Source organism: Bradyrhizobium sp. CCBAU 11386 (genome assembly GCF_028128955.1).
In the GTDB taxonomy this organism is placed as follows: Bacteria; Pseudomonadota; Alphaproteobacteria; order Rhizobiales; family Xanthobacteraceae; genus Bradyrhizobium.
Genome location: NZ_LBKA01000251.1, coordinates 26240 through 52175, shown reverse-complemented (window position 1 = coordinate 52175; position 25936 = coordinate 26240). Strand labels below are relative to the sequence as shown.

Here is a 25936-nt window from a genome sequence, read left to right as displayed (position 1 = left end):
ATAATGCGTGCCGGAAATTGCGGGGCGCTGTGGCCTGCACTTGGACGTCCGCAGAAGGAACCCGATGACACAGGCAGGCGCCTACGGACAGAGGCTCGGGCAGTTCCTCCGCTTGAAGGATGCGCCGCCCTCGCTGGTCACCCGCTCGCTGCGCAGCGCCGAGCTTGCGATCACCGAAACCCGGAATGACCACCCGGTGCCTGGCCTGTCCGGATCGCTCGCCGCCGAAGACGCCTTTCTCGTCAGCCTGAAGCTCCACGACTACCCGGATTGCGAGCTCTGGGAGCGCGGCAAATGCATTATGACGGCGGACGTCCGGGCGGGGACGACCTATCTGTACGACCTCAAGCGCGATCCGCGCTACGTGATCGACAAGCCGTTCCACTCCCTGTTCTTCTACATTCCACGTTCAGCGCTCGACAGCATCGCCGAACAGTGCAACGCGCCGCGGGTCGACGAGCTAGATTGTCAGATCGGTGTTGGTCATGACGACGGAATCATCCGCCACATCGGCGCGTCGCTGCAGGAGGGCCTGCGCAGGCCGGACGAGGCCAATCAGCTCTTCATCGATCACATGATGCTCGGGTTGACCGCCCATGTCGCCCAAACCTATGGCGGGCTTCAGCGCACGTCCGAACTCGCGCGCGGCGGGCTCGCGCCATGGCAGGCGAAACGCGCCTGCGAGAGGCTCGAGTCGGACCTCGGAGGCAAGCTCTCGTTGCAGAGGATCGCGGCCGAGCTCGATCTCTCGGTCAGCCATTTCTCACGCGCGTTTCGAATCTCGGTCGGCCTGCCGCCGCATCAATGGCTGCTTCAGCAGCGCGTGAAGGCCGCCAAGCAGTTGATGAGCGTCCGCGACCTGCCGCTGTCGGAGATCGCGATCTCGGCCGGGTTTGCCAACCAGAGTCACTTCACGCGCGTGTTCTCCTCGATCGTCGGCGTCAGCCCGGCAGCGTGGCGCCGCGAGTCGCTCGGCGCTTCGAATCGCGAGACGTGAAGCCGGGCGCCTTCCGTCCTCAGCGGCGTTTCGCGAGTGAGATCGTGTAGGCGGCCCGCCGCGCCGCAAAGATCTCGTCCGGCGGATGACCGATGCCGTCGGCGAGATTGGCCGGATTGAAGATGGAGGCGTCGCAGGCCTCGTCCGGCTCGAGGCCGGTTATTACGATCGTGCCCAGGCGCACCTCTTCGCGATTATCCTCGTCCGGCCAGCGCACGGTCACGTCCATGGTGGGGTCGCCGGGGCGGTCGAGCAGCGCCATCACGTTGAAGCGGACATTGCCCGCAGCGATCCGCGTGCCGAGATCGTCGTGCAAGAAGTCGGCCGGCTTCGTCCTGGCTTCGTCCTTGGTCAGCGTGACCTCGCCGCGGGCCGGGACGACCTTGAACTTGATGAAGCGCGTCTCATTCTCCGCATTGGTCGCCGGAAAGGAATGCACGCCCCAATAGGTCGTGCCGGCAAAGCTTCCGGGCAGCGGACGCGCGGCGACGTAGTTCGCCTGGTTGAGCGTTTCGGGATTGGCCGCCGAGAAGGCCTTGACCTTCGCCATGTCCGGCTTGCCATCAGGTCCCGGGATGCGCGCCTCGAGGAAGGCCAGCATCTGGTCGAGCGTTCGAGCAAAGTGCACAGGCGCGCTTTCCACGAGAATATCCGAGCGGTGGTCGCCATCGCCAAGCTTGAAGCTGAAGCCGCGCAGCACCAGATTGTTGGTGTCGGCTACGTTGGGATTGCCGCCGCCGACCGAGAAGCGCGCCAGCACGCGCGATGGCCTTGTGAAGCTCTGCGATCGCGTAATCTCCCCCGCGCGATCCGACGGGGTGTAGGTACCCCGAACGCACCAGCCCTTGGCGAAGCTGGCGCGGACCTTTGGCGGATTGCCGGCGACGGCCTTCAGTGCCCAGACGATGGAGGCGGGCGTCGCGGCATCGTTCGGACTTTCGGCCATGGCGGATCTCTCGCGTGTGCGAGCCAGATTCTAGCCGCGATGTGGACCCGCGATCTTTCCCAAAGCGGTCGGGTTTTGCCCGATCCTGCTCAAGACACGTGCCCCGCGCTGGCCCACGTGGCCGATGCTCGCAATCGCCTGACCAATCAGGGAATGCTGGGTTGCGTCTCCGTCAGCGGTATCCAGCCGCCCTCGCCACGTTGGAAGAGCGGGCACCCGAAGACTGCGCGAACCGGAAGTGCGGTGGCCGAGGCCTGCCAGCGATTGGTTTGCTTCATCGCGACGACGATGCCGGCAATTTCGACGCCGACCTTCTGCAACAGGCGCTCCGCCGCGAGCGCAGTCGCCCCGGTCGAGATCGCATCGTCGATCAGCACCACGCGGCGGCCTTCGATCAGGGGCAGCAGGTTCGGATCGAGCCGCAGCTTTTTGCCGGCGTCGGGGCTGGTGATTGAAGTCACGGGCTCGGACAGCGCGTCGTCGTACCAGAATTTACGCGAATAACCGAGCGGGACATAGCGCGGCTGTCCGAGCCGTTCGGCGACCTGCGATGCGAAGGCAAGACCAAGGGTCGGGAGTCCGACAACGATTTCGGCATCGAATGTGCGCGCCTGCGTCGCCATATGGTCCGCCAGCGCCGCGACAACGAGGTTTGAAGCTTGATTGGCAATGAGTGAGGCGACGGCGCGATCGCCATCGGGCAACCGGCGCAGCGGCAAGACGAGAATGCGGCCGCAGGGCAGGGTGGCGGGATACCCGAAGCGATAGGGGGGCGTCGCCGAGAAACGTGCGGGGATCTCCGGCGTCAGATCCTGCCAATAGCCCGTCGTAGCCTCGGTATAGGGTTCGCTTGCGGTCATGATGCCGGCATCAGACACCTAACCTCCGAGGATTCGCCGGCAGGCGTCGACGAACACCTGCGCGCCCGTGACGATGTCGGCGTCCGCGGTGTTCTCGGTCCAGTGATGGCTGATGCCGCCGATCGACGGCACGAACAGCATCCCCGCGGGCATGACGGTCGCGAGCAACTGTGCGTCGTGGCCGGCGCCGCTGGGCATGCGGACGGATCGTCCGCCGGCGGCGGCCTCGCTCGCAGCCTCGATCGCGTCCTGAAAACCGGAGTTCATCATGGCGGGAGCGCCGGTCCGCAGTTTCTCCACGGTCACGGTACAGGGGCCGCTCGCGTTGACCTCGTCCGCCATGGCCCTCAGCAATTCCTCCAGCCGCGCGATGACCGCCGGGTTGTCGTCGCGGATCTGGAACAGCATTTCGGCGCCACCGGGAATGATGCTTGGCGCGCCCGGGTCGAGCGTGATGCGGCCCGTGGTCCAGACCGTGCGCGGACCGCACGTGGCCGGGAAGCGCTCGTCGATCGCGACGCAGAATTTGGCCAGCGCAAGGCCGGCATCCCTGCGTGCAGCCATGCGGGTGGTGCCGGCGTGGTTTTGCTCGCCGACGAAATTGATCTGGTACTGCCAGATGCCGACGATCGAGGTCACGACGCCGACCGCGAGCTGCCCGCTTTCGAGCGTGTCGCCCTGCTCGATATGTGCCTCCAGATATCCGACGTGCCGTCCCGGCTCGGCGGTGATGCGCGGGCGTCCGGCGAGCCCCATGTCGGCGAGCGCATCGCGCATGGCGCGGCCGCTGGTGCGGTCGCGCGCGGCATCGATGTCGGCCTCGGTCACTTGCCCGACATAGGAGCGCGAGCCGAGGAAATGCCCAAAGTGCCCTTCCTCGTCGCACCAGGCGGCGACTTCGACCGCGCCTTTCACGGAGGGATCGGCATTGAGCACCCGCGCGGCCTCGAGCGCGTAGACGACACCGAGCGGACCATCGAGCCAGCCGGCGTAGTTCTGGCTTTCCAGGTGCGAGCCCGCCAGAAGCTTCGGGCCGGGCTTGGTGCTCGTCCCGAACACATTGCCGATGCCGTCAATCGCGGCGGAGAGATCCGCATCGGGCAGCTTCTGCACCAGCCAGTCCAGTGAAAGCTTGTGCGGCTCGGAGAAGGTCGGCTTGTGCACGCCGGTCTTGTAGGCGCCGATGGCGCGGAGCGCATTGAGGTCGGCGAGAACGCGCGCGCCGTCGAAGGAAGGACGATTGTCAGGCATGTTCGGCAACCTTCAACGCCTCGGTACGGATTTCCTCGACCAGCCGTTCCTTGAGCTGGACGAATTCCGGCGTGGTCTTGATCTTGTAGGAGCGCGGATGCGGCAGGTCTATGGCAATCTCGGCCTTGATGCGGCCGGGGCGCGCGCTCATGACGATGACGCGGCTGCCGAGAAAGATCGCCTCCTCGATGTCGTGCGTCACGAACAGCACGGTCTTCTGGTCGCGCTCCCAGATCCCGAGCAGCATTTCCTGCATCAAGGCGCGGGTCTGGTTGTCGAGCGCGCCGAAGGGCTCGTCGAGCAGCAGAATCTTGGGATCATTGGCCAGCGCGCGGGCGATTGCCGTGCGCTGCTGCATGCCGCCGGAGAGCTGCTTCGGCCAGTGGTTCTCGAAGCCGGACAATCCGACCTGGCGGATGAAGGCGTCGGCGATCTTGTACCGCTCGTCCTGCGACACACCGCGCTCACGCAGGCCGAAGGCGATGTTCTCGCGCACGGTCAGCCAGGGAAACAGCGTGTAGGACTGGAACACCATGCCGCGATCCGCGCCCGGGCCGGTCACCTCGCGCCCGTCGAGCGTGACGCGCCCGCCGGTCGGGCGGTCGAGGCCGGCGACGATGCGAAGCAGCGTGGACTTGCCGCAGCCGGACGGGCCGAGGATGGTGACGAAGTCGTTGTTGCCGATGGTGAGGTCGGTCGGCTCGAGCGCTCTCGTTGGCGCATTGCCGTGGCGCGCGGGGAAGGTCCGTGAGACCTGTTCAATCTTCAGCGTCGTCATGCGAGCTTCCACGGAAACAGCCAGGCGTTGAACGCCTTGAACAGGAAGTCGGAGACGAGGCCGATCAGCCCGATCACGATGATGCCGAAGATGATCTGGCCGGTGTTGAGCAGCGCCTGGCTGTCGGTGATCATGTGGCCGATGCCGGAGGACGAGCCGATCAGCTCGGCGACGATGACATAGGTCCAGGCCCAGCCCAGCACCAGCCGCAGGATCTCGGCGATCTCGGGCGCGGAGGAGGGCAGCAGCACACGGCGGATGATGCCGCGGTCGCTGGCCCCGAGCGTATAAGCCGCCTCGACCAGATCCCGCCGCGTCGCGCCGACGGTCACGGCCACCATCAGGATGACCTGGAACACCGAGCCGATGAAGATGACGAGCAGCTTTTGCAGCTCGCCGATGCCGGCCCACAGGATCAACAGCGGAATGAAGGCGGAGGCGGGCAGGTAGCGTGCAAAGGAGACGAACGGTTCGAGAAAGGCCTCGACCGGCTTATAGGCGCCCATCAGCACGCCGAACGGCACCGCAATGATCGCGGCGAGCGCGAAGCCGCCGACGACGCGCCAGATCGTCATGCCGATGTCGAACACGAAGCCTTGCTTCGTCAGCAGGTCGAAACCTTCCTGCACCATGGTCAGCGGGTTGGCAAGGAAGGTCTTCGACACATGGCCGCCGAAGGTCGCCCACGACCAGAGGGCAACGAACAGCATGAAGAACGCGAGGCCATAGGCTACGCGCTGCCTCGATGTCACGGGATCCAGGGGACGCATCAAACTGTCTATCCGAATAGTCGATCAGGCGCCGGCTCCGCCTCCTGGCGGAACCGGCAGCTTGCAGAAGTTACTTGATGAAGCTGGCGTCGTAGAGGTCCTCGACCTTCGGCGCGGCCTTGATGATGCCGATCTCGAGCAGGAGCTCGGCGGCATCCTTGTTGAAGGTCAGGAAATCACCGGCGAAGAACTTCTGGTTCGCGGCCTTGTCCTGCCAGCGCAGATATTTTGCCGAGTTGCCGAACTGCTCGCCGGTCTGCTTCACGTCCGCGCCCATGATCTCATAGGCCTTGGCCTGGTCCTTGGCGATCATGTCGAGCGCCTCGAAATAGCTGTTGGCGAGCGCCTGTGCGGCCTTCGGATTCTCGCTCAGGAATTTCGGCGTGCAGCCAAAGGTGTCCATCACGATCGGATAGTCCAGCGTGGTGGCGATGATCTTGCCCTTGTCGGGCGCGGCGCGCACGGTCGACAGATACGGCTCATAGGTCATCGCGGCGTCGTTCTGGCCGGAGACGAAGGCCTGCGCCGCCGCGGCGGGCTCGAGATTCACCACGGTCACGTCCTTCGTGGTGAGGCCGTTCTTCTTGAGCATCCAGGCCAGCGCGAAATACGGCGAGGTGCCGGGCGCGGAGGCCGCAACGGTCTTGCCCTTCAGATCCTTGATCGCGGCGATGTCGTTGCGCACGGCCATGCCGTCGGCGCCATAGCTCTTGTCGAGCTGGAAGATCTGCTTGGTGGGGACGCCGTTGGCGTTCCAGGAGATCCAGGTCTCGACCGTGGTCGCCGCGCACTGGATGTCGCCGGAAGCAATCGCAAGGTGGCGGTCCTTCTGCGGGATCTTCTTGATCGTGACGTCGAGGCCGTTCTTCTTGAAGATGCCGGCCTCCTTCGCCAGCGTCAGCGGTGCGAAGCCGGTCCATCCGGAGATGCCGACGCCGACCTTGACGTCGTCGGCGAGCACCGGAGTGGAAGCCGCAAGGGCAATGATTGTCGCAAATACTTTCGAATTACGCATGATTGTCGTCCTCTTGCCGATCGATGGATTGACGTCCTGTTGATCTGTTCGTGTCGGTCCATGCAGACCGTTGCCCGAAGCGTTGCACGAATTGTGCCGACATTGGTCTCTCAGCCTCCCTTGAATCGGGCGACAAGGCGGTGAGAGTCACCGGGATAGAGCAGCCGCACCGCGGTGATCGTGCGCGTGCTGCGCCATGTGTAGCGGTCGATCACGAGGCAGGGCGCGCCGACGGCGATGTCGAGCGCCTGCGCCGCGCGATCGTCCGCGACGATGGCGCTGATCGTATGCTCGGCCTCTGTCCATGGGACATGGTGAAGCAGCCACGAGCCGGGCGGTTCGCGCGAGAAGTCCGCGGTCGCAGCGTTCGGCACGGACGAGAGATCGATCAGCCTGTCCTCGACGGCAAACGGCACGTTGTCGGCGCTGTGGCGGCAGCTTATCGCGACCACCTTGCCGGCCTTCTTCACCCCGAGACGGTCGCGGTCGGCGGCGGTCGCTATGCGCAGCTTGCGATGGATCAGCTCGTAGCCGTAAGCGCGGCCGAGTGCGGTGATCTCGGCGCGGATATCGGCGATCTTGAGCACCGCCGACTGATGCTGCGGCCGGCGGACGAAGGAGCCGGCCCGCCGCCGCCGCTCGATCAAATCGGCCTGCGCGAGCTCCGACAGCGCCTTGTTCACGGTCATGCGCGAGCAGCCGTAGCGTGCCACCAGCTCGTGCTCGAACGGAATACGGTGGCCCGGCGGCCACTCGCCGGTCAGGATGCGCTTCTCGATGTCGGCGCGGATCCGCTTGTAGAGCGTCGGCTGGTCGGCGCCGTCCGTAGCGAGGCTCATGCGAGGAGCCTCCGCACCGATGCGTTGAAACGCTCGCGCGCCGCCTGACGCAGCCGGTGCCGTCCGCCCTCGACGACCTTGTCGCCGCCGGCCCAGACGCAATCGATCGCGCCGCTGCCTGCCGCAAAGATCCAGCTGTCGATGGCCGCATCGCCTTGACGTCCTGCGAGCGACGGATGCGTGGAGTCGAGCGTGACGATGTCGGCGCGCGCGCCCGGCGTGAGGCCGACGGTCGGCTGCGCAAGTGCCTGCGAGCCGCCGGCGAGGGCATGATCGAACAGCGTGCGTCCGGTCGAGGCGCCTGCGCCGCTGGAGAGCACATTGCGCTGGCGATGCTTCAGCCGCTGGCCATATTCGAGCTGGCGCAGCTCGTCGGCGACGCCGACCAGCACGTTGGAATCGGTGCCGACGCCGAACCGGCCGCCGGCGTCGAGGGATTCGCGGGCGGGGAAAATGCCGTCGCCGAGGCTCGCTTCGGTGATGGGGCAGAGGCCGGCAACCGCGCCTGTCTTGGCGAGCGCGGTGACCTCCTCGTTCGTCGTGTGGGTTGCGTGGATCAGGCACCAGCGTTGATCGACCGGTGCGTGCTCCAGCAGCCATTGCACCGGGCGCCGGCTCGACCAGGCCAGGCAATCCTCGACTTCCTTGACCTGCTCTGCGGCATGAATGTGCACAGGGCCGCCGTCGGCGAGCGGAATGATCGCCGCGAGCTCGTCCGGCGCCACCGCGCGCAAACTGTGCGGCGCGATGCCGATATTGGCTCCTGGCAATGTTGCGATCGCTTTACGCGACGCAGCCATCAGCGCGGCGAACCGATCGACCGAGCAGATGAAGCGGCGTTGGCCGGCATGTGGTGCCGCGCCTCCAAAAGAGCCATGCGCATAAAAACTCGGCAGCAGCGTCAGCGCAATACCCGACGCTTCGGCGGCCTGCGCAATGCGCGCAGCCATCTCGGCGAGATCGGCGTAGGGCGAGCCGTCGCGATCGTGATGCAGATAATGGAATTCGCCGACGCGGGTAAAACCCTGCTCCAGCATTTCGACATAAAGCAGTGTCGCAACGGTCGCGACGTCGTCCGGCGTCATTGCCAGCGCAAAGCGATACATCGTCTCGCGCCAGGTCCAGAACGTGTCGGTCGAGTCGCCCCGCTGCTCCGCAAGTCCCGCCATGCCGCGCTGGAAGGCGTGGCTGTGCAGGCTTGCAAGCCCCGGAAGCGCGATTTGGTGGCGCTCGTCGCCGGCGGCCGGCGCGACGCCCGGTGTCACCGCCGCGATCGCGCCGGCGGTGATCACCACCTGCACGTCATTGGCCCAGCCCGAGGGCAGGAGCGCGGAGGCGAAATGCAGTCGGGTCATGATCACACGCCGGCTGGACAGAACCGCCTTACGATTATATGTCTAGACATATAAGTCAAGCATCCCAGGGCGCAGGGACATCCGCGAAGGGACAGTTGCATGGCAGAGCGCTTCGACCGGATCTGGCACAATGCCCGCCTCGCCACGATGCGGGCCGATCGCCCCGATCTCGGCGAGATCGAGCATGGCGTGATTGCCGCGCGCGGCGGCCATATCGTCTATGCGGGCGCAGACGCGGACTTTCCGGCGGATGCGGATGCCATCGAGCGGATCGATTGCGCGGGGCGCTGGATCACGCCAGGCCTCGTCGACTGCCACACCCATCTCGTCTATGGCGGCAACCGCGCACACGAGTTCGAGCTGCGTCTGAAGGGCGCAAGCTACGAGGAGATTGCGCGTGCCGGCGGCGGCATCGTCTCGACGGTGGCCGCGACGCGCAAGGCAAGCGAGGCCGAGCTCATCGCAAGCGCGCTGCCGCGGCTCGATGCGCTGATCGGCGAGGGCGCCACCACGGTCGAGATCAAGTCGGGCTACGGCCTCGACGCCGAGACCGAGATCCGGCAGCTCGCAGCCGCGCGCAGCCTCGGCCGCCAGCGGCCGGTTGCGATCCGCACGTCCTTCCTCGGCGCCCATGCGCTGCCGCCCGAGGCCGATGGTGACAAGGATCGCTATATCGATCTCGTGTGCAAGGAGATGCTGCCCGCGGTCGCAAAGGCTGGTCTTGCCGATGCCGTTGACGCCTTCATGGAGGGCATTGCGTTCTCGGCCGATCAGACCGCGCGGGTGTTCGAGACGGCGAGGAGCCTTGGGCTGCCGGTCAAGCTTCATGCGGACCAGCTGTCGAACCTTGGCGGTGCTGCGCTTGCTGCCAAATTCTCCGCGCTGTCGGCCGATCATTTGGAGCATACCGACGAAGCCGGAGCGGCCGCGATGGCGAAGGCGGGAACGGTGGCCGTGCTGCTGCCCGGCGCCTTCTATTTCATTCGCGAGACGCAAAAGCCACCGGTCGAGGCGTTCCGCAAGCACGGCGTTCACATGGCGCTCGCGACCGACTGCAATCCCGGCAGCTCGCCGCTGACCTCGCTGTTGCTGGCGATGAACATGGGGGCGACGCTGTTCCGGATGACGGTGTCCGAATGCCTCGCCGGCGTCACCCGCGAAGGCGCGCGAGCGCTCGGGCTGCTCCAGGAGACCGGTATGTTAGAGGCTGGCAAATGGTGCGATCTCGCGATCTGGGACATCGAGCGTCCCGCCGAGCTCGTCTATCGCATCGGCTTCAATCCGCTGCACCGCCGGGTATGGAGGGGACAGTGACGGAGCAGGGCGCGGCGATCGTCGTCAAACCGGGAACGGTCAGCCTGGACGATCTCGCGCGCGTGCTTGCCGGACAGCCCGTCGCGCTCGATCCGTCGTTCTGGCCGGGTGTCGAGGCGGCCGCCGCGATCGTCGCCAAGGCGGCGCAAGCAGACGCACCCGTCTACGGCATCAATACCGGCTTCGGGAAGCTCGCCTCGAAGCGCATCCCGTCCGATCAGACCGCGCTGCTCCAGCGCAACCTCATCGTCTCGCATTGCTGCGGTGTCGGTCCGGCGACGCCGGAGCCGATCGTGCGGCTGATGATGGCGCTGAAGATCATTTCGCTCGGGCGCGGCGCCTCCGGCGTACGCCGCGAGGTGATCGAGCAGTTGCAGGGAATGCTGGCGCGGGGTGTCTGTCCGCTGGTGCCGCAGCAGGGCTCGGTCGGTGCCTCCGGTGATCTCGCACCGCTCGCGCACATGACGGCCGTCATGATCGGCGAGGGGCAGGCGATTGTCGACGGCAAGACTGTGTCCGGCGGCGAGGCCCTTGCCGGCGCGGGGCTCGCGCCCCTGACGCTCGGCCCCAAGGAAGGGCTTGCGCTGATCAACGGCACGCAGTTTTCGACCGCCTATGCCATTTCCGGCGTGCTGCGTGCGTTTCATCTGGCCCGTGCTGCGCTCGTCACTGGCGCGCTGTCGGTCGATGCGGCAATGGCCTCCACGGCGCCGTTCCGCCCCGAAATCCAGGCGCTGCGCGGCCATGCCGGGCAGATCGCCGCAGCCGCGACGCTGACTGCGCTGCTTGACGGCAGCGACATCCGCCTGTCGCATCTCGAAGGCGACGAACGTGTGCAGGATCCCTATTGCCTGCGTTGCCAGCCGCAGGTCGCAGGTGCCGCGCTCGATCTGATCACGCAAGCTGCGCGAACTCTGATCGTCGAGGCCAATGCCGTCACCGACAACCCGCTCGTCCTGGTCGAGACCGGCGAGATCGTCTCCGGCGGCAATTTCCACGCCGAGCCGGTGGCGTTTGCGGCCGATACAATCGCGCTGGCGCTGTCGGAAATCGGCGCGATCAGCGAGCGGCGCATCGCGACGCTGGTCGATCCCGCGCTGAACTTCGGTCTGCCGCCGTTCCTCACGCCAGATCCCGGCATCAATTCCGGCTTCATGATCGCGGAGGTCACGGCGGCCGCGCTCTATGCCGAGAACAAGCAGCGTGCGCTCGCCTGCTCGATCGATTCGACGCCGACCAGCGCCAACCAGGAAGACCACGTGTCGATGGCCGCGCATGCCGCACGGCGCCTCGCCGATATGGCGGACAATCTCGCTGCCATCCTCGGCATCGAGCTCCTGGTCGCCGCGCAAGGCATTACGCTGCGCGCGCCGCACGCGACCAGCACGCCGCTCGTCGCCGTCATTGCCGCGCTTCGCGAACAGGTGCCCGCGCTCGGCGCCGACCGCTATATGGCCGGCGATCTCGCCAAGGCCGCCGCACTCGTCGAGGCCGACGCGCTGCCGGCGGCTGCGATCGGCGTGCTCTCATCCGATCCATTTCCGAGACTTGCCTGAAGAGGTGTTCCGCATGAACCGCCGACTGGACAACGACCGCACCATCCGCGCGCCCCGTGGCAGCGACATCAGCGCCAAGAGCTGGCTGACGGAAGCCCCCTTGCGCATGCTGATGAACAATCTCGATCCTGATGTCGCGGAGCGCCCGAGCGAGCTCGTCGTCTATGGCGGCATCGGCCGCGCCGCGCGCGACTGGGAGAGCTTTGACCGGATTACGGCGGCGTTACGCAAGCTCGAAGACGACGAGACGCTGCTGATCCAGTCCGGCAAGCCGGTCGGAATCTTCCGCACCCACGCCGATGCTCCGCGCGTGCTGATCGCGAACTCCAACATCGTGCCGCATTGGGCGACGCTCGACCATTTCAACGAGCTCGACCGCAAGGGCCTGATGATGTACGGCCAGATGACGGCCGGCTCCTGGATCTATATCGGCAGCCAGGGCATCGTGCAGGGCACTTACGAGACCTTCGTCGAGGTCGGCCGTCGCCATTATGGCGGCAGCCTGGCCGGCAAATGGATCCTCACCGCCGGCCTTGGCGGCATGGGCGGCGCGCAGCCGCTGGCCGCGACCATGGCCGGAGCCTCCATGCTCGCGGTTGAATGCCAGCCGAGCCGCATCGAGATGCGGCTGCGCACCGGCTATCTCGATCGCCAGGCCGCAACGCTCGACGAAGCGCTCGCGATCATGGCCGATGCTGCCAAGACGCAGAAGGCGGTCTCGGTCGGCCTGCTCGGCAATGCCGCGGAGATTTTCCCGGAGCTGGTGCGTCGCGGCGTCAAGCCCGACATCGTCACCGACCAGACCAGCGCCCATGATCCGATCAACGGCTATCTCCCCAAAGGCTGGACGCTCGCCGAATGGGAAGCGAAACGCGCCTCCGATCCGAAGGCCGTCGAGCGCGCGTCGAAGACCTCGATGGTCGAGCATGTCCAGGCCATGCTGGACTTCCACGCGCAAGGAATCCCGACGCTCGACTACGGCAACAACATCCGCCAGATGGCGCAGGACATGGGCCTGAAGAACGCCTTCGATTTCCCCGGCTTCGTCCCCGCCTATATCCGCCCTCTGTTCTGCCGCGGCGTCGGGCCGTTCCGCTGGGCTGCGCTGTCGGGCGATCCCGAGGACATCTTCAAGACCGACGCCAAGGTCAAGGAGCTGATGCCTGATGACAAGCATCTGCACAACTGGCTCGACATGGCGAAGGAGCGCATCAAATTCCAGGGGCTGCCGGCGCGGATCTGCTGGGTCGGCCTCGGCGACCGTCACCGGCTCGGCCTTGCCTTCAACGAGATGGTGGCGCGCGGCGAACTCAAGGCGCCGGTCGTGATCGGCCGTGACCATCTCGATAGCGGCTCGGTGGCAAGCCCGAACCGCGAGACCGAGGCCATGAAGGACGGATCGGACGCGGTGTCCGACTGGCCGCTGCTCAATGCGCTGCTCAATTGCGCCAGCGGCGCGACCTGGGTGTCGCTGCATCATGGCGGCGGCGTCGGCATCGGCTATTCCCAGCATGCCGGCATGGTGATTGTCGCCGATGGCACGCCGGAGGCTGCAAAGCGCATCGAGCGCGTGCTCTGGAACGATCCGGCAAGCGGCGTCATGCGCCATGCCGATGCGGGTTACGAGACCGCGATCGATTGCGCCCGTGACAAGGGGCTCGATCTGCCCAGTTTGACGAAATAGCGCGCCCGGTCCCTGGCCTCAGGCCACGTCCTTGGCCTCGGCGCCGTCGAGGCGCTGCCGTTCGTTCGCGAGATAGTCGTCAATCGCATTGCCCGGCATGGGCTTTGCGAAATAATAGCCCTGGATGAAATCGCATCCCAGGCGGCGCAGGCTGTCGAGCTGGGCGCGGGTCTCGACGCCCTCGACGACGCAGGCGATCTCCATGTCGTCGCACAGGCCCGTGAGCGATTTGATGATCTTGTGGCTGACCGGATTGTCGTTGATGTCGGCGACGAAGCTGCGGTCGACCTTGATCTTGTCGAGCGGCAGACGGTGCACGTGACTCAGCGAGGAATAGCCGGTGCCGAAATCGTCCAGTGAAATGCCGCAGCCCATTGCCTTCAATGCCGCGATCGACTGCTGCGCGCGCACGAAATCGAAGGTGACGGCGGTCTCGGTGATCTCGAAATCGATCCGGTGCGGCGGCAGCCCGCTTTTCTCGACGATGGTGATCAGCGGCAGGATGCCTTCGGCCGCGCAGATGTCGTGGGCGGAGAGGTTGAACGAGACGCGGATGTGGTCGGGCCAGGTCTTGGCCGTCGCGAGCGCCCGAACCAGCAGCGCCTGCGTCAGCGGCCGGATCAGGCCGATGCGCTCGGCGGCGGGGATGAAGTCGGCCGGTGAAACCAGACCGAGGCGGGAGCTGTGCCAGCGCGCCAAGACCTCGAAGCCGGCGGTGTGCTCGCTCATGGCGTCCACGATCGGCTGGAACACCAGGTCCATCTCGGTGCTGAAATCGGCGGTGCGCAGCAGATTCTCGATGACGCCGCGGCTGCGGATCTCGGCCTCGAGCTCGCTCGAGAAGATCACGGTGCGGCCGCGCAGATGGCGCTTGGCGTGATAGAGCGAATAGTCGGCGCATTCATAGAGCGCCTCCGCCGTCGTTGCCGATTGCGGGAATAGTGCGAAGCCGATCGAGCAGGACAGCCCGGTATGGGCGCTGTCGAGCTGGTAGGGAAGCTTGACCTGGTCGCCGATGCGTTCGCCAAGCCGCGCCAGATCCGCCTCCTCGGGGTCGCCGCACACGACGAGGCCGAACTCGTCGCCGCCGAGCCGGGCGAACTCCACCCGCTGCGGGCCGAAGCCCTCGCAGACCTCGCGGATGCGCCGGCCCGCCTCGATCAGGACGCGGTCGCCGACGCTGTGGCCGTAGTTGTCGTTGATCGGCTTGAAGCCGTCGAGGTCGATGATCCCGACCGCGACACGAACATTCCTGCGCTCGGCATCGGCAAAGGCGCTCGACAGCTCGGCGAAGAAGCGACGGCGGTTCGGCAGCTCGGTGAGGGAATCGAGATTTGCGAGGCGGAAGTTCTCGTCCGAAAGCGCCTGGGTGGCCGCCTGCTGCGCCAGCAGCGACTTGCGGCTCGATACGAGATCGGCGAAGTCGCGGTAATAGATGAACAGCACCGTCACCATCGCGCCGGAGACCAGCAGGTTGTTGACCGCGATCGCCTTCAATGTCGGCTCGCCGGTGGCGAAGAAGAACAGCACATAGGGCACGTCGACGATCAGCGTCACGATCAGCGCCGCCGAGCGCAGGTGCATCAGCGAGAAGATGCAGCCGATCACGGTCACCGCCATGTAGAAGGCGACCTGACTCTTGGCGAAGGGATCGCCGTAAGGGTAGAGCGCGAAGGACCAGGCGGTGAAGCCGGCACCGATCGGCACGGTCAGCCAGTTGGTGGCGCGTAGATTGCGCAGGATGTCGCCGTCGCTGCGCACGAGGTGACGCTGGCGCAGCCACCAGAAGGTACGCAGGGCCGCAAGCACGGTCAGCACGCTCGGCACGATCATCGTCAGCCAGTCCGGCGCCACGTTCACATATGTGTAGGCGACCGCGATCGTGTTGCTCATGAGAATGAAGTAGAGCAGCGGGACCTGCTTGGAGAAGGCGTCGAACTGCGCGCGCGTCAGGTCGGGGTTGTCGGCCGGCACGCGAAACAGCCGCATGGCGGCGGCGAAATGAGACGTCAAATTGGCGACAGGCATTGAAATACGCGCCCCGGATCCCTTCAAAACGAGGGCGATCTTGCACATCGGGGGTAAAGGGCGCGTCAGATCGGGTTCCGCGCGAAAGCCAGCGCAGGTTGCACGTTACCGCAGATTTTCCGGCCACGTGCATTGGTGAGGCGGCGTTAGCGATATCCAGCGGCGGAGGCGGATGTCTCGGGCACTGTTCGCCCGCAATCGCCGCAGCTACGATCTGTTAACCATGCGCGTCGGTGACGGCGCGGTGCAGCGTATTGCCGCGCGGTCAGCCGGCCCACCTGATTCACCTCTCCCCCGCGGGAGGAGAGGTGAGAGAGCGCAAGACGGCTGCTATTTCTTCTCCAGCGCCGCGGTCTGCTTGGCGAGCTGCTTGTCGAAATCCTCCGACAGGCCGGTCGCGTAGGTCGCGATCTCGCCCGGCTTGACGAACGGGTTCGGCGCGCCCTCCTTCATCTCCGCGCGCTTGGCCTGCATGCCATAGACTTCCGGATGCGGCCCGAGCAGCACGTCGATCTTCATCGCCTTGGCCTTGGCGAAGGTCGCGCGGTAGTCGTCGACGATGCCGGGGTAGGTCGGCTGGCCGACCAGCCGGTTCAGCGCCACCGTGCCGCTGCAGAAGAACAGCACCTCGCGGTTCTCCTTGCCGTCCTTGACGGTCATCTCCCAGCTCGTGCAGCCCGGCGAATGGCCGGGCGTCGCATGTGCCGTCAGCGTGGTGTCGCCGAGCGTGACCTTGTCGCCTTCCTTCACCGCGCGATCGACCTTCACCGCGGGGAAGGCGAGGTCCTCGTTCTTCTCGTCGCCCGGATAATAGCCGCCTTCGAGCAGCGGCTTGTCGCGCTCGCCGGCGATGAGCTGCGCACCGGTCTCCTTCTTGATCTCGGCGAAGCCGCCGGTGTGGTCGAGATGCGCGTGCGTGTTGAGGATGATCTTGATGTCGGCAACCTTGAAGCCGAGCTTCGCGATGTTGTCCTTGATCATGCCGGTGGACTGGGGCATCGCCGTGTCCATCAGGACCAGGCCCTGCGATGTCTTGATGACATAGACGGCAATGCCGTCGGTTCCGACATAATAGATGTTGTCGACGAGCTGGAACGGCTCGAACGGCGCCGTCCACTTCTGCATGACCGCCGCCAGGAAACTCTTGATGGTCTGTGCCTGCGCAGCCGGTACGAACAATACCAGCGCGCACAGCGCGGCCGTGAGCCTTCTCATAGTTTGCCTCCCAAAGTGTTCTTGTCGTTTCGATCGGACGCGACCTTTGCGTCGGCCGGTGCGCAAGCTACGTCGTGCAAGGTGCGGCAGCAACGACTTCGTGTCGGGAATATTTCGGGGACGGCACGGGAATAACGGCGCGCCTGCCATCGCGGCGCTGGGCGTCAGCGTCTCACCGCCCGATCGTGACGCCGGCGGTCGAGCGCATGGCGTCGCGGAGGCTTCTCGCGTTCATGTCGTCGAGGACCTGCCGCGTCAGCACGGTGGTCTGCCCCGGCGTGTCGAGGATCGTCTCGCCGCGCGAGGACGAGAGCCGGTCGGCCTTGTAGGGTGCGGCCGGATCGGTGGCGGGCGCATGGCGCGACCACTTGCCGGAAGCGGCAAAGGCTCCCTGCGAGACGCAGAGGGCGACGATCACAATCAATCGCAATGATTTTGTGGGCATGCGAGCTCCCATATCGAGGACATCAGCCTAGCATATGGCGGGCGTCGTCGCAGAGGAAAAGGTCAGGCGAGAGCGGCCTGGCGTTCCCGCACCGGCTCGCGGACCCGGTCTGGCTTCCCAGGCTCGGCGAGCCGGGTGAAGCTGCGATGGCTCGCCTGTGCGGGCGCCTCGACGATGACGCCCTCGCAGACGATCTGCCCGCCCAGCATCCTGAATTCGAGCTTGTCGTAGCGCGGCATCGTCTCGCCGGGCGCGGGCGGCAGCAGTTCGACACGGCCCTGGATGTTCAACGTGGCATCGCCGGTGCCGTGAAGCCGCGGATTCCACATCCTGATCCCGGTCTCCGCCCAGCGCTGCCGGATCAGCGCCGTGCGGTCGGCGGGGTCCGTCGCTCTTGCGCGAACTTTCGGTGTGCTGCGGATCTCCAGTGCGGGAGACGCAAGGATCGGCTCCGGCGCGATGTCCGCGACCTCGCCGGAGGTGTCGGCAGAAGCGTCCTCCGTGGCGACCGCTATGACCGGTGCGGGATCGCTTGGGACCGGCTCGATCTCCACGGCGACGTCGGCGGATGAACCGCTGTCAACGCTGACGGCAGGGATATCAGCCGGAGAGACTTCGATGTCGGCGAGGGCGATATGCGGGTCGTCCACGATGGCCGGCTCGATATCGACGAGAACGTCTGAGGATGGCTCGTGGCTGACGATGAGGTCGAGCGTAGCAACCGGAGCGGTCTCGCCATCGACAGACGAGACCGGTGTCTCCTCCGTGACGACGGGCTCAACGTCGGTCGGCAGTTCACGAGTTGGACTGCCGCTGACAGCGAGCTCGGGAATGTCGACCGGCGCGCTATCGACGACGACGGGCTGGACTGAGGCCTCTTCCGTGCCGACCGACTCGACGTGCGTCGGGAGTTCCGCAGGTGAGCCCCTGCTGACGGTGAGGTCAGCAACATCAACGGACGCGGTCTCCACGTCGACAGGCGAGACCGAAGCCTCCTCCACGACGACCGGCTCCGTCGAGCTCTCCGGAGATGAATCGTCACTGACGCCGGTCTCTGTCTGCGCGGCCGGCGGGCTCTCCGCGATGACAGAGATCGCGGTGTCGTCCTCGGCGACCGGCGCTGCGACCGTGATGCCTGGGTCGTTGACATCGGTCTTGATGCTGATGTCGGGAGTGGGCGCGGCTTCTGCAACGTCGACAGCGATGGCAGGCGAATCATCCGTGGCGATCGGCGAAACGTCGATGCTGCCGCCCTGCGGCAAGGGCCGAAGCCTCGTAAACGCCCATTTCACCGCAGGGATGCGGCGCAGCAACGATATCAGTCTCGAAAGCACTGGGAGTTGTCCAAGAGGTACTCGGCGTGAGGCAATCGCTGATTCGCCAGCAATGTGAAAAACTGCCCCGGCCGTCACACCGATGTCAATCTGGGTGGGACCAATTGCAGAACATCCGCGCGCCATCGCTCGCGAGAGAAGCTGCGATCGTCATGAAGCCACGGCAGCGCCGCGAGGCTCCTCGCCATGGGCGCGTTGCGCCGAACGTCGGGGTTCCCTGCGCCGCTCCGTCGAAGGTAGTTTGGAACATCCGGCATCTGGTGTAGGGACGACACATGAGAAGAATAGTCGCCATCGGAGCGGTTCTGCTCTGGTCCACCATCGCATTCGCGCAGGATCGCACGATCACCGTGGCCTCGACGACGTCGACGGAACAGTCGGGCCTGTTCGGCTATTTGCTGCCGCTGTTCTCGAAGGCCGAGGGCATCAGCGTGAAGGTCGTTGCCGTCGGCACCGGCCAGGCGCTGGATATCGGGCGGCGAGGCGACGCCGACGTGGTGTTCGTCCATGACAGGCCCGCCGAAGACAAGTTCATGTCCGAAGGGCAGGGCGTGAAGCGTTTCGACGTCATGTACAACGACTTCGTCATCGTCGGGCCGAAGAGCGATCCGGCGCAGATTGCCGGCGGCAAGGATGTCGCGGATGCGCTGCGCAAGATCGCGGCAGCCAAGGCGCCGTTCATTTCGCGCGGCGACAAGTCCGGCACGCACGCAGCCGAGCTGAGATTGTGGAAGGAGGCGGGCGTCGATCTCGGTGCCGGCAAGGACAGCTGGTATCGCGAGATCGGCCAGGGCATGGGTCCGGCGCTGAACATGGCCTCGTCCTCGAACGCCTATCTTCTGTCGGATCGTGGCACCTGGCTGTCGTTCAAGAACCGCGGCGAGCTTGCCGTCCTGACCGAGGGCGACAAGCGGCTCTTCAACCAGTACGGCGTCATGCTGGTGAATCCGGCAAAGCATTCGAACGTGAAGGCGCAGGATGGGCAGGCCTTCATCGACTGGCTGGTCTCCCCGAAGGGACAGCAGGCGATTGCCGGTTACAAGGTCGGCGGCGAGCAGCTATTTTTCCCCAACGCGGCCAACTAGCAAGAAAGCGACGGTCGATACCGCCACACTGAGCGCGAGCAGGATCAGCCCGAGCCCCAGCGCCAGCGGCAGATCGCCCTTGCTGGTTTCCAGTGCGATCGCGGTCGTCATCGTGCGCGTGAAGCCGCGGATATTGCCGCCGACGACGATGATGGCGCCGACCTCGGCGATGGCACGCCCGAAGGCCGCGAGAAAGGCCGTCAGCAGCGAGGTCCGTCCCAGCGCGAACAGGAGCCCCATGCTGCGCAGGACCGACAGCCCGTCAATCCGCGCCAGATCGCCATACTCCGCCCAGAGCAAGCTCGCCGGCCGATGCACCAGCGCCACCACGATCGGTGTCGCGAGCAGCGTCTGCGCGATCACCATGGCCGCCGGCGTGAACAGCAGGCCGGCCGCCCCGAGCGGGCCGGACCGTGACAGCAGCAGATAGAGCGCGAGCCCGACCACGACCGGCGGCAGGCCGAGCAGCGCATTGGTCAGCACGATGATGATTTGACGTCCGCGGAAACGGGCGATTGCAAGCAAGGCGCCGAACGGTGCGCCGATCAGGAGCGCGACGATGCTCGCGGTCAGGCTGACACGCACCGACAAGGCGACGATGCCCAGAAGCTCGGAATCGGCCTCGCCGATCAGCGCGAAGGCGGCACCCGCGGATCGTGCGAAGTCGTTCATCCGCGCCTGAACTTCAGCGGTCGGGCGTAGGCCTCCGGGGCGTCGATGTCGAGGCTGCAAAAGCGCGTCACGGGCTGGTCCCTGCAAGTTTCGTCGTGTGGAGCAAAAGCAGCGAGGCACCGCCGCCGCGGGAGGCGGCTCACAGAATACTCGGCAGAAGCGTTTTGAAAACCCGCTTCATCCGGCCGCGAATGCCGCAGCCGCGGGATCCGGCGTCAGGATGCGAGCGGCGGGGCGTCCCGCTTCGCCGGGTCGCCGCCCCACAGCCAGCCTGCGAGCGGAACGGTGAGAAGTGCCCCGACGATCTGCGCGGCGATGAAGGCCGGCGCGTCCTGCGGGGCGATCCCTGCGAAGGTATCGGACAGCGAGCCGTCACGCCCCGGGATCAAATCAAGCCGCGCAGCACTTCAATCAGTCGGCCGCATTCCTCCTCCGTTCCGACCGTGATGCGCAGGAAGTCGTCGATGCGCGGCTTCTGGAAATGCCGGACCAGGACGCCGCGCTGGCGAAGTGCGGCCGCCAGATCGGCTCCGCTCCGGCTTCGGTGACGCGCGAACACGAAGTTTGCGAGGGAGGGCAACACCTCGAAGCCGAGTTGTCCGAGATCGCGGGTCAGGGCTTCGCGGCTCGAGACGATACGGGCGCGGGTCTTGAGAAACCACGCGTCGTCCTCGATGGCGGCGACGGCGCCGGCGATGGCGAGACAATCGACGGGATAGGAGTTGAAGCTGTCCTTCACCCGCTCCAGCGCCTCGATCAGCGGCGGTTGGCCGATGGCAAAGCCGACGCGCAGGCCGGCGAGCGAGCGCGACTTCGAGAAGGTCTGGATGACGAGCAGATTGTCGTGGCGCGCAACGAGCGGCACCGCGCTCTCGGCGCCGAAATCGACATAGGCCTCGTCCACCACCACCAGCCGGTCGGGATTCTCGGCGACCAGCGCCGCGATCGTGTCGCGCGGAAGGGCGATGCCGGTGGGCGCGTTCGGATTGCAGAGAAGAATGGCGCTCGATGGCCGCCTGTAGTCGGCGATCTCGATCTTCATCGCGGCATCGAGCGGCACCTCCTCGTGAGCTACGCCATAGAGGCGGCAATAGACCGGGTAGAAGCTGTAGGTGACGTCGGGAAACAGCAGCGGCCTGTCGTGCTTCAGAAGGGCCGGGAAGGTGTGGGCCAGAACCTCGTCGGAGCCATTGCCGACGAACACCTGCTCGGCCGCAACATCGCAGTACGCTGCGATCGCCTCGCGCAGGCGCGTGGCGCGCGGATCTGGATAGAGGCGCAGCCGCTCCGCAGCCGACGCAATCGCCGCCAGCACGCGCGGCGAGGGCGGATAGGGATTCTCGTTGGTATTGAGCTTGACGACGCCATCCTGCTTCGGCTGCTCGCCCGGGACGTAGGGCGAAAGCGTGTGGACGACCGGACTCCAGAAGCGGCTCATGATCTCCAATCCAGGTTGATCGCGGCACAGTAGGGCACGCCGGGCGCCGACGGAAGTGCGCTTCCGGTTCGGCAGTCGAGGCAGGTCTGCACAAGCGTCGCAGCCGGGGACGCTCCCGCAAACGCCACCTTCGTGCTAGGTTCATCGCGCAAACGTCCAGAATTGAAAACAAGAACGAAGGCCGGCGCGCCCCAGGCTGCGCAGAAGAGCCGCAAAGCGAGGAACACATGCCGGGTGCAGCCCTTGTCACCGCTCCCTCCATTCCGACCGCGCCCGTGACGCCCGCCATTCTCGACCGCTTGCGGGCCATCGTGGGTGACAAGGGCCTGATCCTGGACGAGCAGGACAAGCGCCCGTTCGTGACTGATTGGCGCGGCGAACTGGCGGGGCAGGCCGCGGCGATCGTGCGTCCGGCCAACACCGCGGAAGTCTCCGCTGCCGTCAAGCTCTGCTACGACAACGGCATTGCCATCGTGCCGCAGGGCGGCAACACCGGCCTGATGGGCGGTGCCACGCCGTGGCCCGCGCACCGCGGCATCGTGCTGTCGCTCGGTCGCATGAATCATGTGCTGAATGTCGATCCCGTCGGCTACGCCATGACGGTGGAGGCGGGGTGCATCCTCCAGACGCTCCAGGACACGGCCGCGCGTTATGATCGATTCTTTCCGCTCAGCCTGGGTGCCCAGGGCTCGTGCATGATCGGTGGCAATCTGTCCACCAACGCCGGAGGAGTGCAGGTGCTGCGTTACGGCAATGCGCGAAATCTGGTGCTGGGTCTCGAGGTCGTGCTGGCGAGCGGCGAGGTCTGGGACGGGCTGCGCGCACTCAAGAAGGACAATACCGGATATGACCTCAAGCATCTGTTCATGGGCGCCGAAGGGACGCTCGGCATCATCACCAAGGCGGTGCTGAAGCTCTGGCCCGCGCCGAAGGACGTGTGCACGGCATGGCTCGCGATCCGCGATCCCAGGGCGGCGATCGAGCTCCTGTCGGAGGCGCATGCCGCGTCCGACGACAATGTCGGCTCCTGCGAGCTCATGAGCCGCGCCTGCACCGACATGGTGCTGCGCCACATTCCCGGCACCCAGGACCCTCTCAAGGCCGGGACCGAATGGTATCTCCTTCTCGAATGGTCGTCAGCCCGGCCGCGGCAGGACGGCGGCGCGGGCATGTCGGACAGGATGGAGCAGTTCTTGGCCGATCAGCTCGAGGCGGGCCGGGTGCTCGATGCGGTGATCGCGCAAACCGAAGCGCAGTCGCGCAACATGTGGCGCATTCGCGAGAGCGTGGCCGAGGCATCGCGCGCCGAGGGGCCGGGCCTGAGCTACGACGTGTCGGTCGCAATCTCTTGGATTCCCGAGTTCATCGACAGGGGTCTCAAGGCCGTGCTCGACATCCTGCCGACGATCCGCCCCTATCCGCTCGGCCACATCGGAGACGGCAATTTGCACTTCTCCTTCATGGGTCCGAAGGGCATGGATCGCGACACGCTCACCCAGTACTCTGCGGCCATCACACGGGTCGTCAACGACCTCATCACCTCCATGGCCGGCTCGATCTCGGCCGAACACGGCATCGGCATCGAGAAGCTCGACGAGCTCCAGCACTATCGCTCCAGGACCGAGCTCGACATTATGCGCACGATCAAGCGGGCCCTCGACCCCAAGAACATCATGAATCCGGGCAAGGTGCTGCGTCTCGGATGAGGCGAGGCCCGACGCCGCAGGTGGCCCCGCCGATCGACCCGGCCCCCGCCGCGCCCTCGGGCAGGCGCATGCGCCGCATGGCTCGGGCCAAACGGGCCGCGAGGCCTCGAAATCATGCCCTTTTGCGGCTTTATTCCCGCCATGGATGCTTTAAGGAAGGGGCAGGATCAGGTCGCACCCGGCAACTGGCGGTGCTAGAGCCTGATGCAGGAACAATGGGGCCGGGCCGCTACCGGCACGCCCGCAAGGATGAGAAGGATGTGACGCAATGATTCAAACCGTTGGCATCATCGGGGCAGGGACCATGGGGAATGGCATCGCGCAAATCTGCGCCGCAGCCGGGCTCTCGGTCGTGATGGTCGACATTTCCGATGCGGCGGTGAACCGCGGGCTTTCGACCGTCGGCGGCAGCCTCGAGCGTCTGGTCAAGAAGGAGAAGATGTCGGCGGCCGACCGCGAGGCGACGCTCAAGCGCATCACCGGCACCACCGACCGGGCGAAGCTGGCCGATTGCGACCTGGTGATCGAGGCCGCCACCGAGAACGAGGAGCTCAAGGTCAAGATCCTGAAGGACCTCTGCGCGACGCTGTCGCCGCGCACGCTGGTTGCAACCAATACCTCGTCGATCTCGATCACGAAGCTTGCCGCCGCAACCGATCGCCCCGACCGTTTCATCGGCATGCACTTCTTCAATCCTGTGCCGGTGATGGCGCTGCTCGAGCTGATCCGCGGCTTGCAGACCTCCGACGACACTCACGCCAAGGCGCTCGATTTCGCCCAGCGCGTCGGCAAGGTGGCGATCACGGCCAAGAACAGCCCGGGCTTCGCGGTCAACCGCATCCTGTGCCCGATGATCAACGAGGCGATCTTCGCCCTCCAGGAGGGGATCGCGACGGCGGAAGAGATCGACGCCGGCATGAAGCTCGGCTGCAATCATCCGATCGGGCCGCTGGCGCTCGCCGATCTCGTCGGGCTCGACACCATGTTGTCGGTGATGGAGGTCTTTTACAAAGGCTTCAACGACCCCAAATACCGTCCGGCCCCCTTGCTGAAGGAAATGGTCGATGCCGGCCATCTCGGCCGCAAGACCGGGCAGGGTTTTTACACTTACGGCGCCTGATGACACGGCGTAGGCGGCGGGGCGTTCGAGCCTCGCCGCCCGTCCCGCAATTTGCGCTGCGACAAAGACGCCGCGCGCAATCGGCCCGACAATGTCGAACGGGTGGCCTGCGGGAACAACGGAACGGATAACAAAGGACAATGTCGGATCGACTGAAGGCCGAGCGCGAGGCGGCGGCCGCGCGGCGGAACCTGCTGACCCAGGATGCGATTGAGCGCACCGGGATCACCGAACAGATGATAGCGGAACTCGTCACCCGCTTTTACGGGCGCGTGCGCGAGGACGCGCTCCTGGGGCCGGTATTCGCGGTCGTGCAGAATTGGGACGAGCATCTCGCCAAGCTCGGAGATTTCTGGTCGTCAGTCGTGCTGATGAGCGGCCGCTATCATGGCTCGCCGATGCGGGCGCATCTGCCGCTCAGCCTTGTCGGCGATCATTTCGACCGCTGGCTCGATCTGTTCGAACAGACCGCGCGCGACGTCTGTCCGCCTGCGGCCGCTGCGCTCTTCATCGACAAGGCACGCCGCATCGCCGACAGTTTTGAAATGGCGTCGGCAACCGTCGCAGGCCGCATCGCTTCGCCGCGTCACGTGCTCAGATCGTGAAATACCAAATGCCTGCCTGAGAAACGTGCAGCTCGCGCGATGGCGCGTTGCACCAATTCCAACATCATCGGTCTGGTCTGCAAAATCATCATGCCGCTCGCGTGGTGCGACGTAGAACTGGTGAAAATACGTTTGAACGCGTTCACTCTCGTTCAATCAAAGCGAGCAGAGCCACATTGATGCACTGCGGCGCCAATTCTTCGCCTTGTTTTCGGCAGAGTTCCAGCGCCTGCTAGCGTGCATGTCGCGCGCATCGTTCAACATCAATTCCTCATCCTCCGAGAACACTTCGGAGCCTGAAGTTGACGCGGCCACGGAGCAGACGCGGCGAACGCTGCTGCTGGGTGCGCTCGCCACCACCGCCTGCCTCGGCTGTTCCACATCGGCGCGCGCAGGCGAGGACCCGCCCGGCTCCGACGAACGGCCGCAGAAGGGCGATGTGCTCGTCTTCTCCGAAGGTGACCAGGAGGGCAAGCTGATCACCACGGCCGACCTGCCGGCCGGCGGGCCGCCGGTGCATGCCTGGCCGAAGGATCCCAAGACCTCGGTCGTGCGCAGCGCCTCGCGGCTCAACGAGATCCTGGTCATCCGGCTCGATCCCGCCGAGCTCGACGAGCAGACCCGCGCGCGCGCCCTCGACGGCATCATCGCCTATTCGGCGATCTGCTCCCATGCCGGCTGTCCCGTCACCGCCTGGGTGAAGAGCGACGTCGGCGACAAGGAGGTGCTCAAGTGCATGTGCCACAACTCCGAATACGATCCTCGCGCGGGCGCGCAGGTCGTGTTCGGGCCGGCACCGCGGCGGCTCGCGGCGCTGCCGCTGGCGTTCGCTGACGGTTCGCTCAGCGTCGGCGGAAACTTCGTCGGAAAGGTAGGTGGCGCGCAGCCAGGATGATGGACGGTCGCGGGTCATGCCCGCGTCA

The 25936-nt window shown here is 65.7% G+C and carries 24 protein-coding genes; 9 read left to right on the top strand and 15 right to left on the bottom strand.

All coding sequences use genetic code 11. The features are described from left to right. Nucleotides 1-64: 64 nt before the first annotated feature. Nucleotides 65-997: a helix-turn-helix domain-containing protein gene (locus XI09_RS33240; protein WP_271570627.1), complete on the top strand. Its 933-nt coding sequence runs from the start codon at nt 65-67 to the stop codon at nt 995-997. 19 nt (nt 998-1016) lie between these two features. On the opposite strand, the gene XI09_RS33235 is transcribed toward XI09_RS33240, so the two are convergent. The 8 genes from XI09_RS33235 to XI09_RS33200 form a co-directional block, all read right to left on the bottom strand. Continuing rightward, the gene (locus XI09_RS33235) at nt 1017-1943 is read right to left on the bottom strand and encodes a catalase family peroxidase (RefSeq protein ID WP_271570626.1); all 927 of its coding nucleotides are present in this window, start codon (nt 1941-1943) and stop codon (nt 1017-1019) included. Between the two features lie 146 nt (nt 1944-2089). Beyond that, the gene (locus tag XI09_RS33230) at nt 2090-2803 is read right to left on the bottom strand and encodes a phosphoribosyltransferase (RefSeq protein ID WP_271570705.1); all 714 of its coding nucleotides are present in this window, start codon (nt 2801-2803) and stop codon (nt 2090-2092) included. Nucleotides 2804-2821: 18 nt separating this feature from the next. Beyond that, the gene (locus XI09_RS33225) at nt 2822-4054 is read right to left on the bottom strand and encodes a Zn-dependent hydrolase (RefSeq protein ID WP_271570625.1); all 1233 of its coding nucleotides are present in this window, start codon (nt 4052-4054) and stop codon (nt 2822-2824) included. After that, nucleotides 4047-4832, bottom strand: a complete 786-nt coding sequence (locus XI09_RS33220) for an ABC transporter ATP-binding protein (protein WP_271570624.1) — start codon at nt 4830-4832, stop codon at nt 4047-4049. Before XI09_RS33220 ends, XI09_RS33225 begins: the two co-directional genes overlap by 8 nt. Then, the gene (locus XI09_RS33215) at nt 4829-5602 is read right to left on the bottom strand and encodes an ABC transporter permease (RefSeq protein WP_271570704.1); all 774 of its coding nucleotides are present in this window, start codon (nt 5600-5602) and stop codon (nt 4829-4831) included. Before XI09_RS33215 ends, XI09_RS33220 begins: the two co-directional genes overlap by 4 nt. A gap of 70 nt (nt 5603-5672) precedes the next feature. Then, on the bottom strand, nt 5673-6617 hold the full coding sequence (locus XI09_RS33210) for an ABC transporter substrate-binding protein (protein WP_271570623.1): 945 nt from the start codon (nt 6615-6617) through the stop codon (nt 5673-5675). Between the two features lie 110 nt (nt 6618-6727). Further along, a complete protein-coding gene (gene hutC, locus XI09_RS33205) occupies nt 6728-7456 on the bottom strand; it encodes a histidine utilization repressor (protein ID WP_271570622.1) in 729 nt (242 codons plus the stop codon). Then, nucleotides 7453-8811, bottom strand: a complete 1359-nt coding sequence (locus XI09_RS33200; RefSeq protein ID WP_271570621.1) for a formimidoylglutamate deiminase — start codon at nt 8809-8811, stop codon at nt 7453-7455. Before XI09_RS33200 ends, hutC begins: the two co-directional genes overlap by 4 nt. Nucleotides 8812-8910: 99 nt before the next feature. On the opposite strand from XI09_RS33200, the gene hutI reads away from it, so the two are divergent. Genes hutI through hutU form a run of 3 tightly spaced genes read left to right on the top strand, consistent with a single transcriptional unit; the run spans nt 8911 to nt 13365 of the window. After that, nucleotides 8911-10125: an imidazolonepropionase gene (gene hutI, locus XI09_RS33195; RefSeq protein ID WP_271570620.1), complete on the top strand. Its 1215-nt coding sequence runs from the start codon at nt 8911-8913 to the stop codon at nt 10123-10125. Beyond that, entirely contained in the window at nt 10122-11681 is a 1560-nt protein-coding gene (gene hutH, locus XI09_RS33190; RefSeq protein ID WP_271570619.1) for a histidine ammonia-lyase, read from the top strand. The genes hutI and hutH overlap by 4 nt, the downstream gene beginning before the upstream one ends. Nucleotides 11682-11694: 13 nt before the next feature. Continuing rightward, nucleotides 11695-13365: a urocanate hydratase gene (gene hutU, locus XI09_RS33185; RefSeq protein WP_271570618.1), complete on the top strand. Its 1671-nt coding sequence runs from the start codon at nt 11695-11697 to the stop codon at nt 13363-13365. An 18-nt stretch (nt 13366-13383) separates the two neighbouring features. Here hutU and XI09_RS33180 read toward each other — a convergent pair whose 3' ends face one another. The 4 genes from XI09_RS33180 to XI09_RS33165 form a co-directional block, all read right to left on the bottom strand. Then, nucleotides 13384-15393 carry a putative bifunctional diguanylate cyclase/phosphodiesterase gene (locus XI09_RS33180; RefSeq protein ID WP_271570617.1) on the bottom strand — a complete coding sequence of 670 codons (2010 nt, stop codon included), beginning with the start codon at nt 15391-15393 and terminating at the stop codon, nt 13384-13386. Nucleotides 15394-15723: 330 nt separating this feature from the next. Next, nucleotides 15724-16608 carry a BJP family subclass B3 metallo-beta-lactamase gene (gene blaBJP / locus XI09_RS33175; protein WP_271570616.1) on the bottom strand — a complete coding sequence of 295 codons (885 nt, stop codon included), beginning with the start codon at nt 16606-16608 and terminating at the stop codon, nt 15724-15726. A gap of 172 nt (nt 16609-16780) precedes the next feature. Further along, on the bottom strand, nt 16781-17053 hold the full coding sequence (locus tag XI09_RS33170) for a TonB-dependent receptor plug domain-containing protein (RefSeq protein ID WP_271570615.1): 273 nt from the start codon (nt 17051-17053) through the stop codon (nt 16781-16783). A 62-nt stretch (nt 17054-17115) separates the two neighbouring features. Beyond that, on the bottom strand, nt 17116-18366 hold the full coding sequence (locus tag XI09_RS33165; RefSeq protein WP_442869637.1) for a hypothetical protein: 1251 nt from the start codon (nt 18364-18366) through the stop codon (nt 17116-17118). 296 nt (nt 18367-18662) lie between these two features. On the opposite strand from XI09_RS33165, the gene XI09_RS33160 reads away from it, so the two are divergent. Beyond that, nucleotides 18663-19472 carry an extracellular solute-binding protein gene (locus tag XI09_RS33160; RefSeq protein WP_271570613.1) on the top strand — a complete coding sequence of 270 codons (810 nt, stop codon included), beginning with the start codon at nt 18663-18665 and terminating at the stop codon, nt 19470-19472. On the opposite strand, the gene XI09_RS33155 is transcribed toward XI09_RS33160, so the two are convergent. The 3 genes from XI09_RS33155 to hisC all read right to left on the bottom strand — a co-directional run bounded on the left by XI09_RS33155 (nt 19446) and on the right by hisC (nt 21582). Continuing rightward, nucleotides 19446-20144 (bottom strand): ABC transporter permease, encoded by a 699-nt coding sequence (locus XI09_RS33155; RefSeq protein ID WP_271570612.1) that lies wholly within the window; start codon nt 20142-20144, stop codon nt 19446-19448. The genes XI09_RS33160 and XI09_RS33155 overlap by 27 nt on opposite strands. Nucleotides 20145-20359: 215 nt before the next feature. Next, entirely contained in the window at nt 20360-20533 is a 174-nt protein-coding gene (locus tag XI09_RS33150; RefSeq protein WP_333939150.1) for a hypothetical protein, read from the bottom strand. After that, nucleotides 20530-21582: a histidinol-phosphate transaminase gene (gene hisC / locus XI09_RS33145; RefSeq protein WP_271570611.1), complete on the bottom strand. Its 1053-nt coding sequence runs from the start codon at nt 21580-21582 to the stop codon at nt 20530-20532. Before hisC ends, XI09_RS33150 begins: the two co-directional genes overlap by 4 nt. A 227-nt stretch (nt 21583-21809) precedes the next feature. Here hisC and XI09_RS33140 point away from each other — a divergent pair, with 227 nt between their 5' ends. The 4 genes from XI09_RS33140 (at nt 21810) to XI09_RS33125 (ending at nt 25908) form a co-directional block, all read left to right on the top strand. Continuing rightward, nucleotides 21810-23288 (top strand): FAD-binding oxidoreductase, encoded by a 1479-nt coding sequence (locus tag XI09_RS33140; protein ID WP_271570610.1) that lies wholly within the window; start codon nt 21810-21812, stop codon nt 23286-23288. A gap of 268 nt (nt 23289-23556) precedes the next feature. Further along, nucleotides 23557-24408 (top strand): 3-hydroxybutyryl-CoA dehydrogenase, encoded by an 852-nt coding sequence (locus XI09_RS33135; protein ID WP_011088963.1) that lies wholly within the window; start codon nt 23557-23559, stop codon nt 24406-24408. Nucleotides 24409-24548: 140 nt separating this feature from the next. Continuing rightward, the gene (locus tag XI09_RS33130) at nt 24549-25013 is read left to right on the top strand and encodes a group III truncated hemoglobin (protein WP_271570609.1); all 465 of its coding nucleotides are present in this window, start codon (nt 24549-24551) and stop codon (nt 25011-25013) included. A gap of 241 nt (nt 25014-25254) precedes the next feature. Then, entirely contained in the window at nt 25255-25908 is a 654-nt protein-coding gene (locus XI09_RS33125) for a QcrA and Rieske domain-containing protein (protein WP_271570608.1), read from the top strand. Nucleotides 25909-25936: the final 28 nt, after the last annotated feature.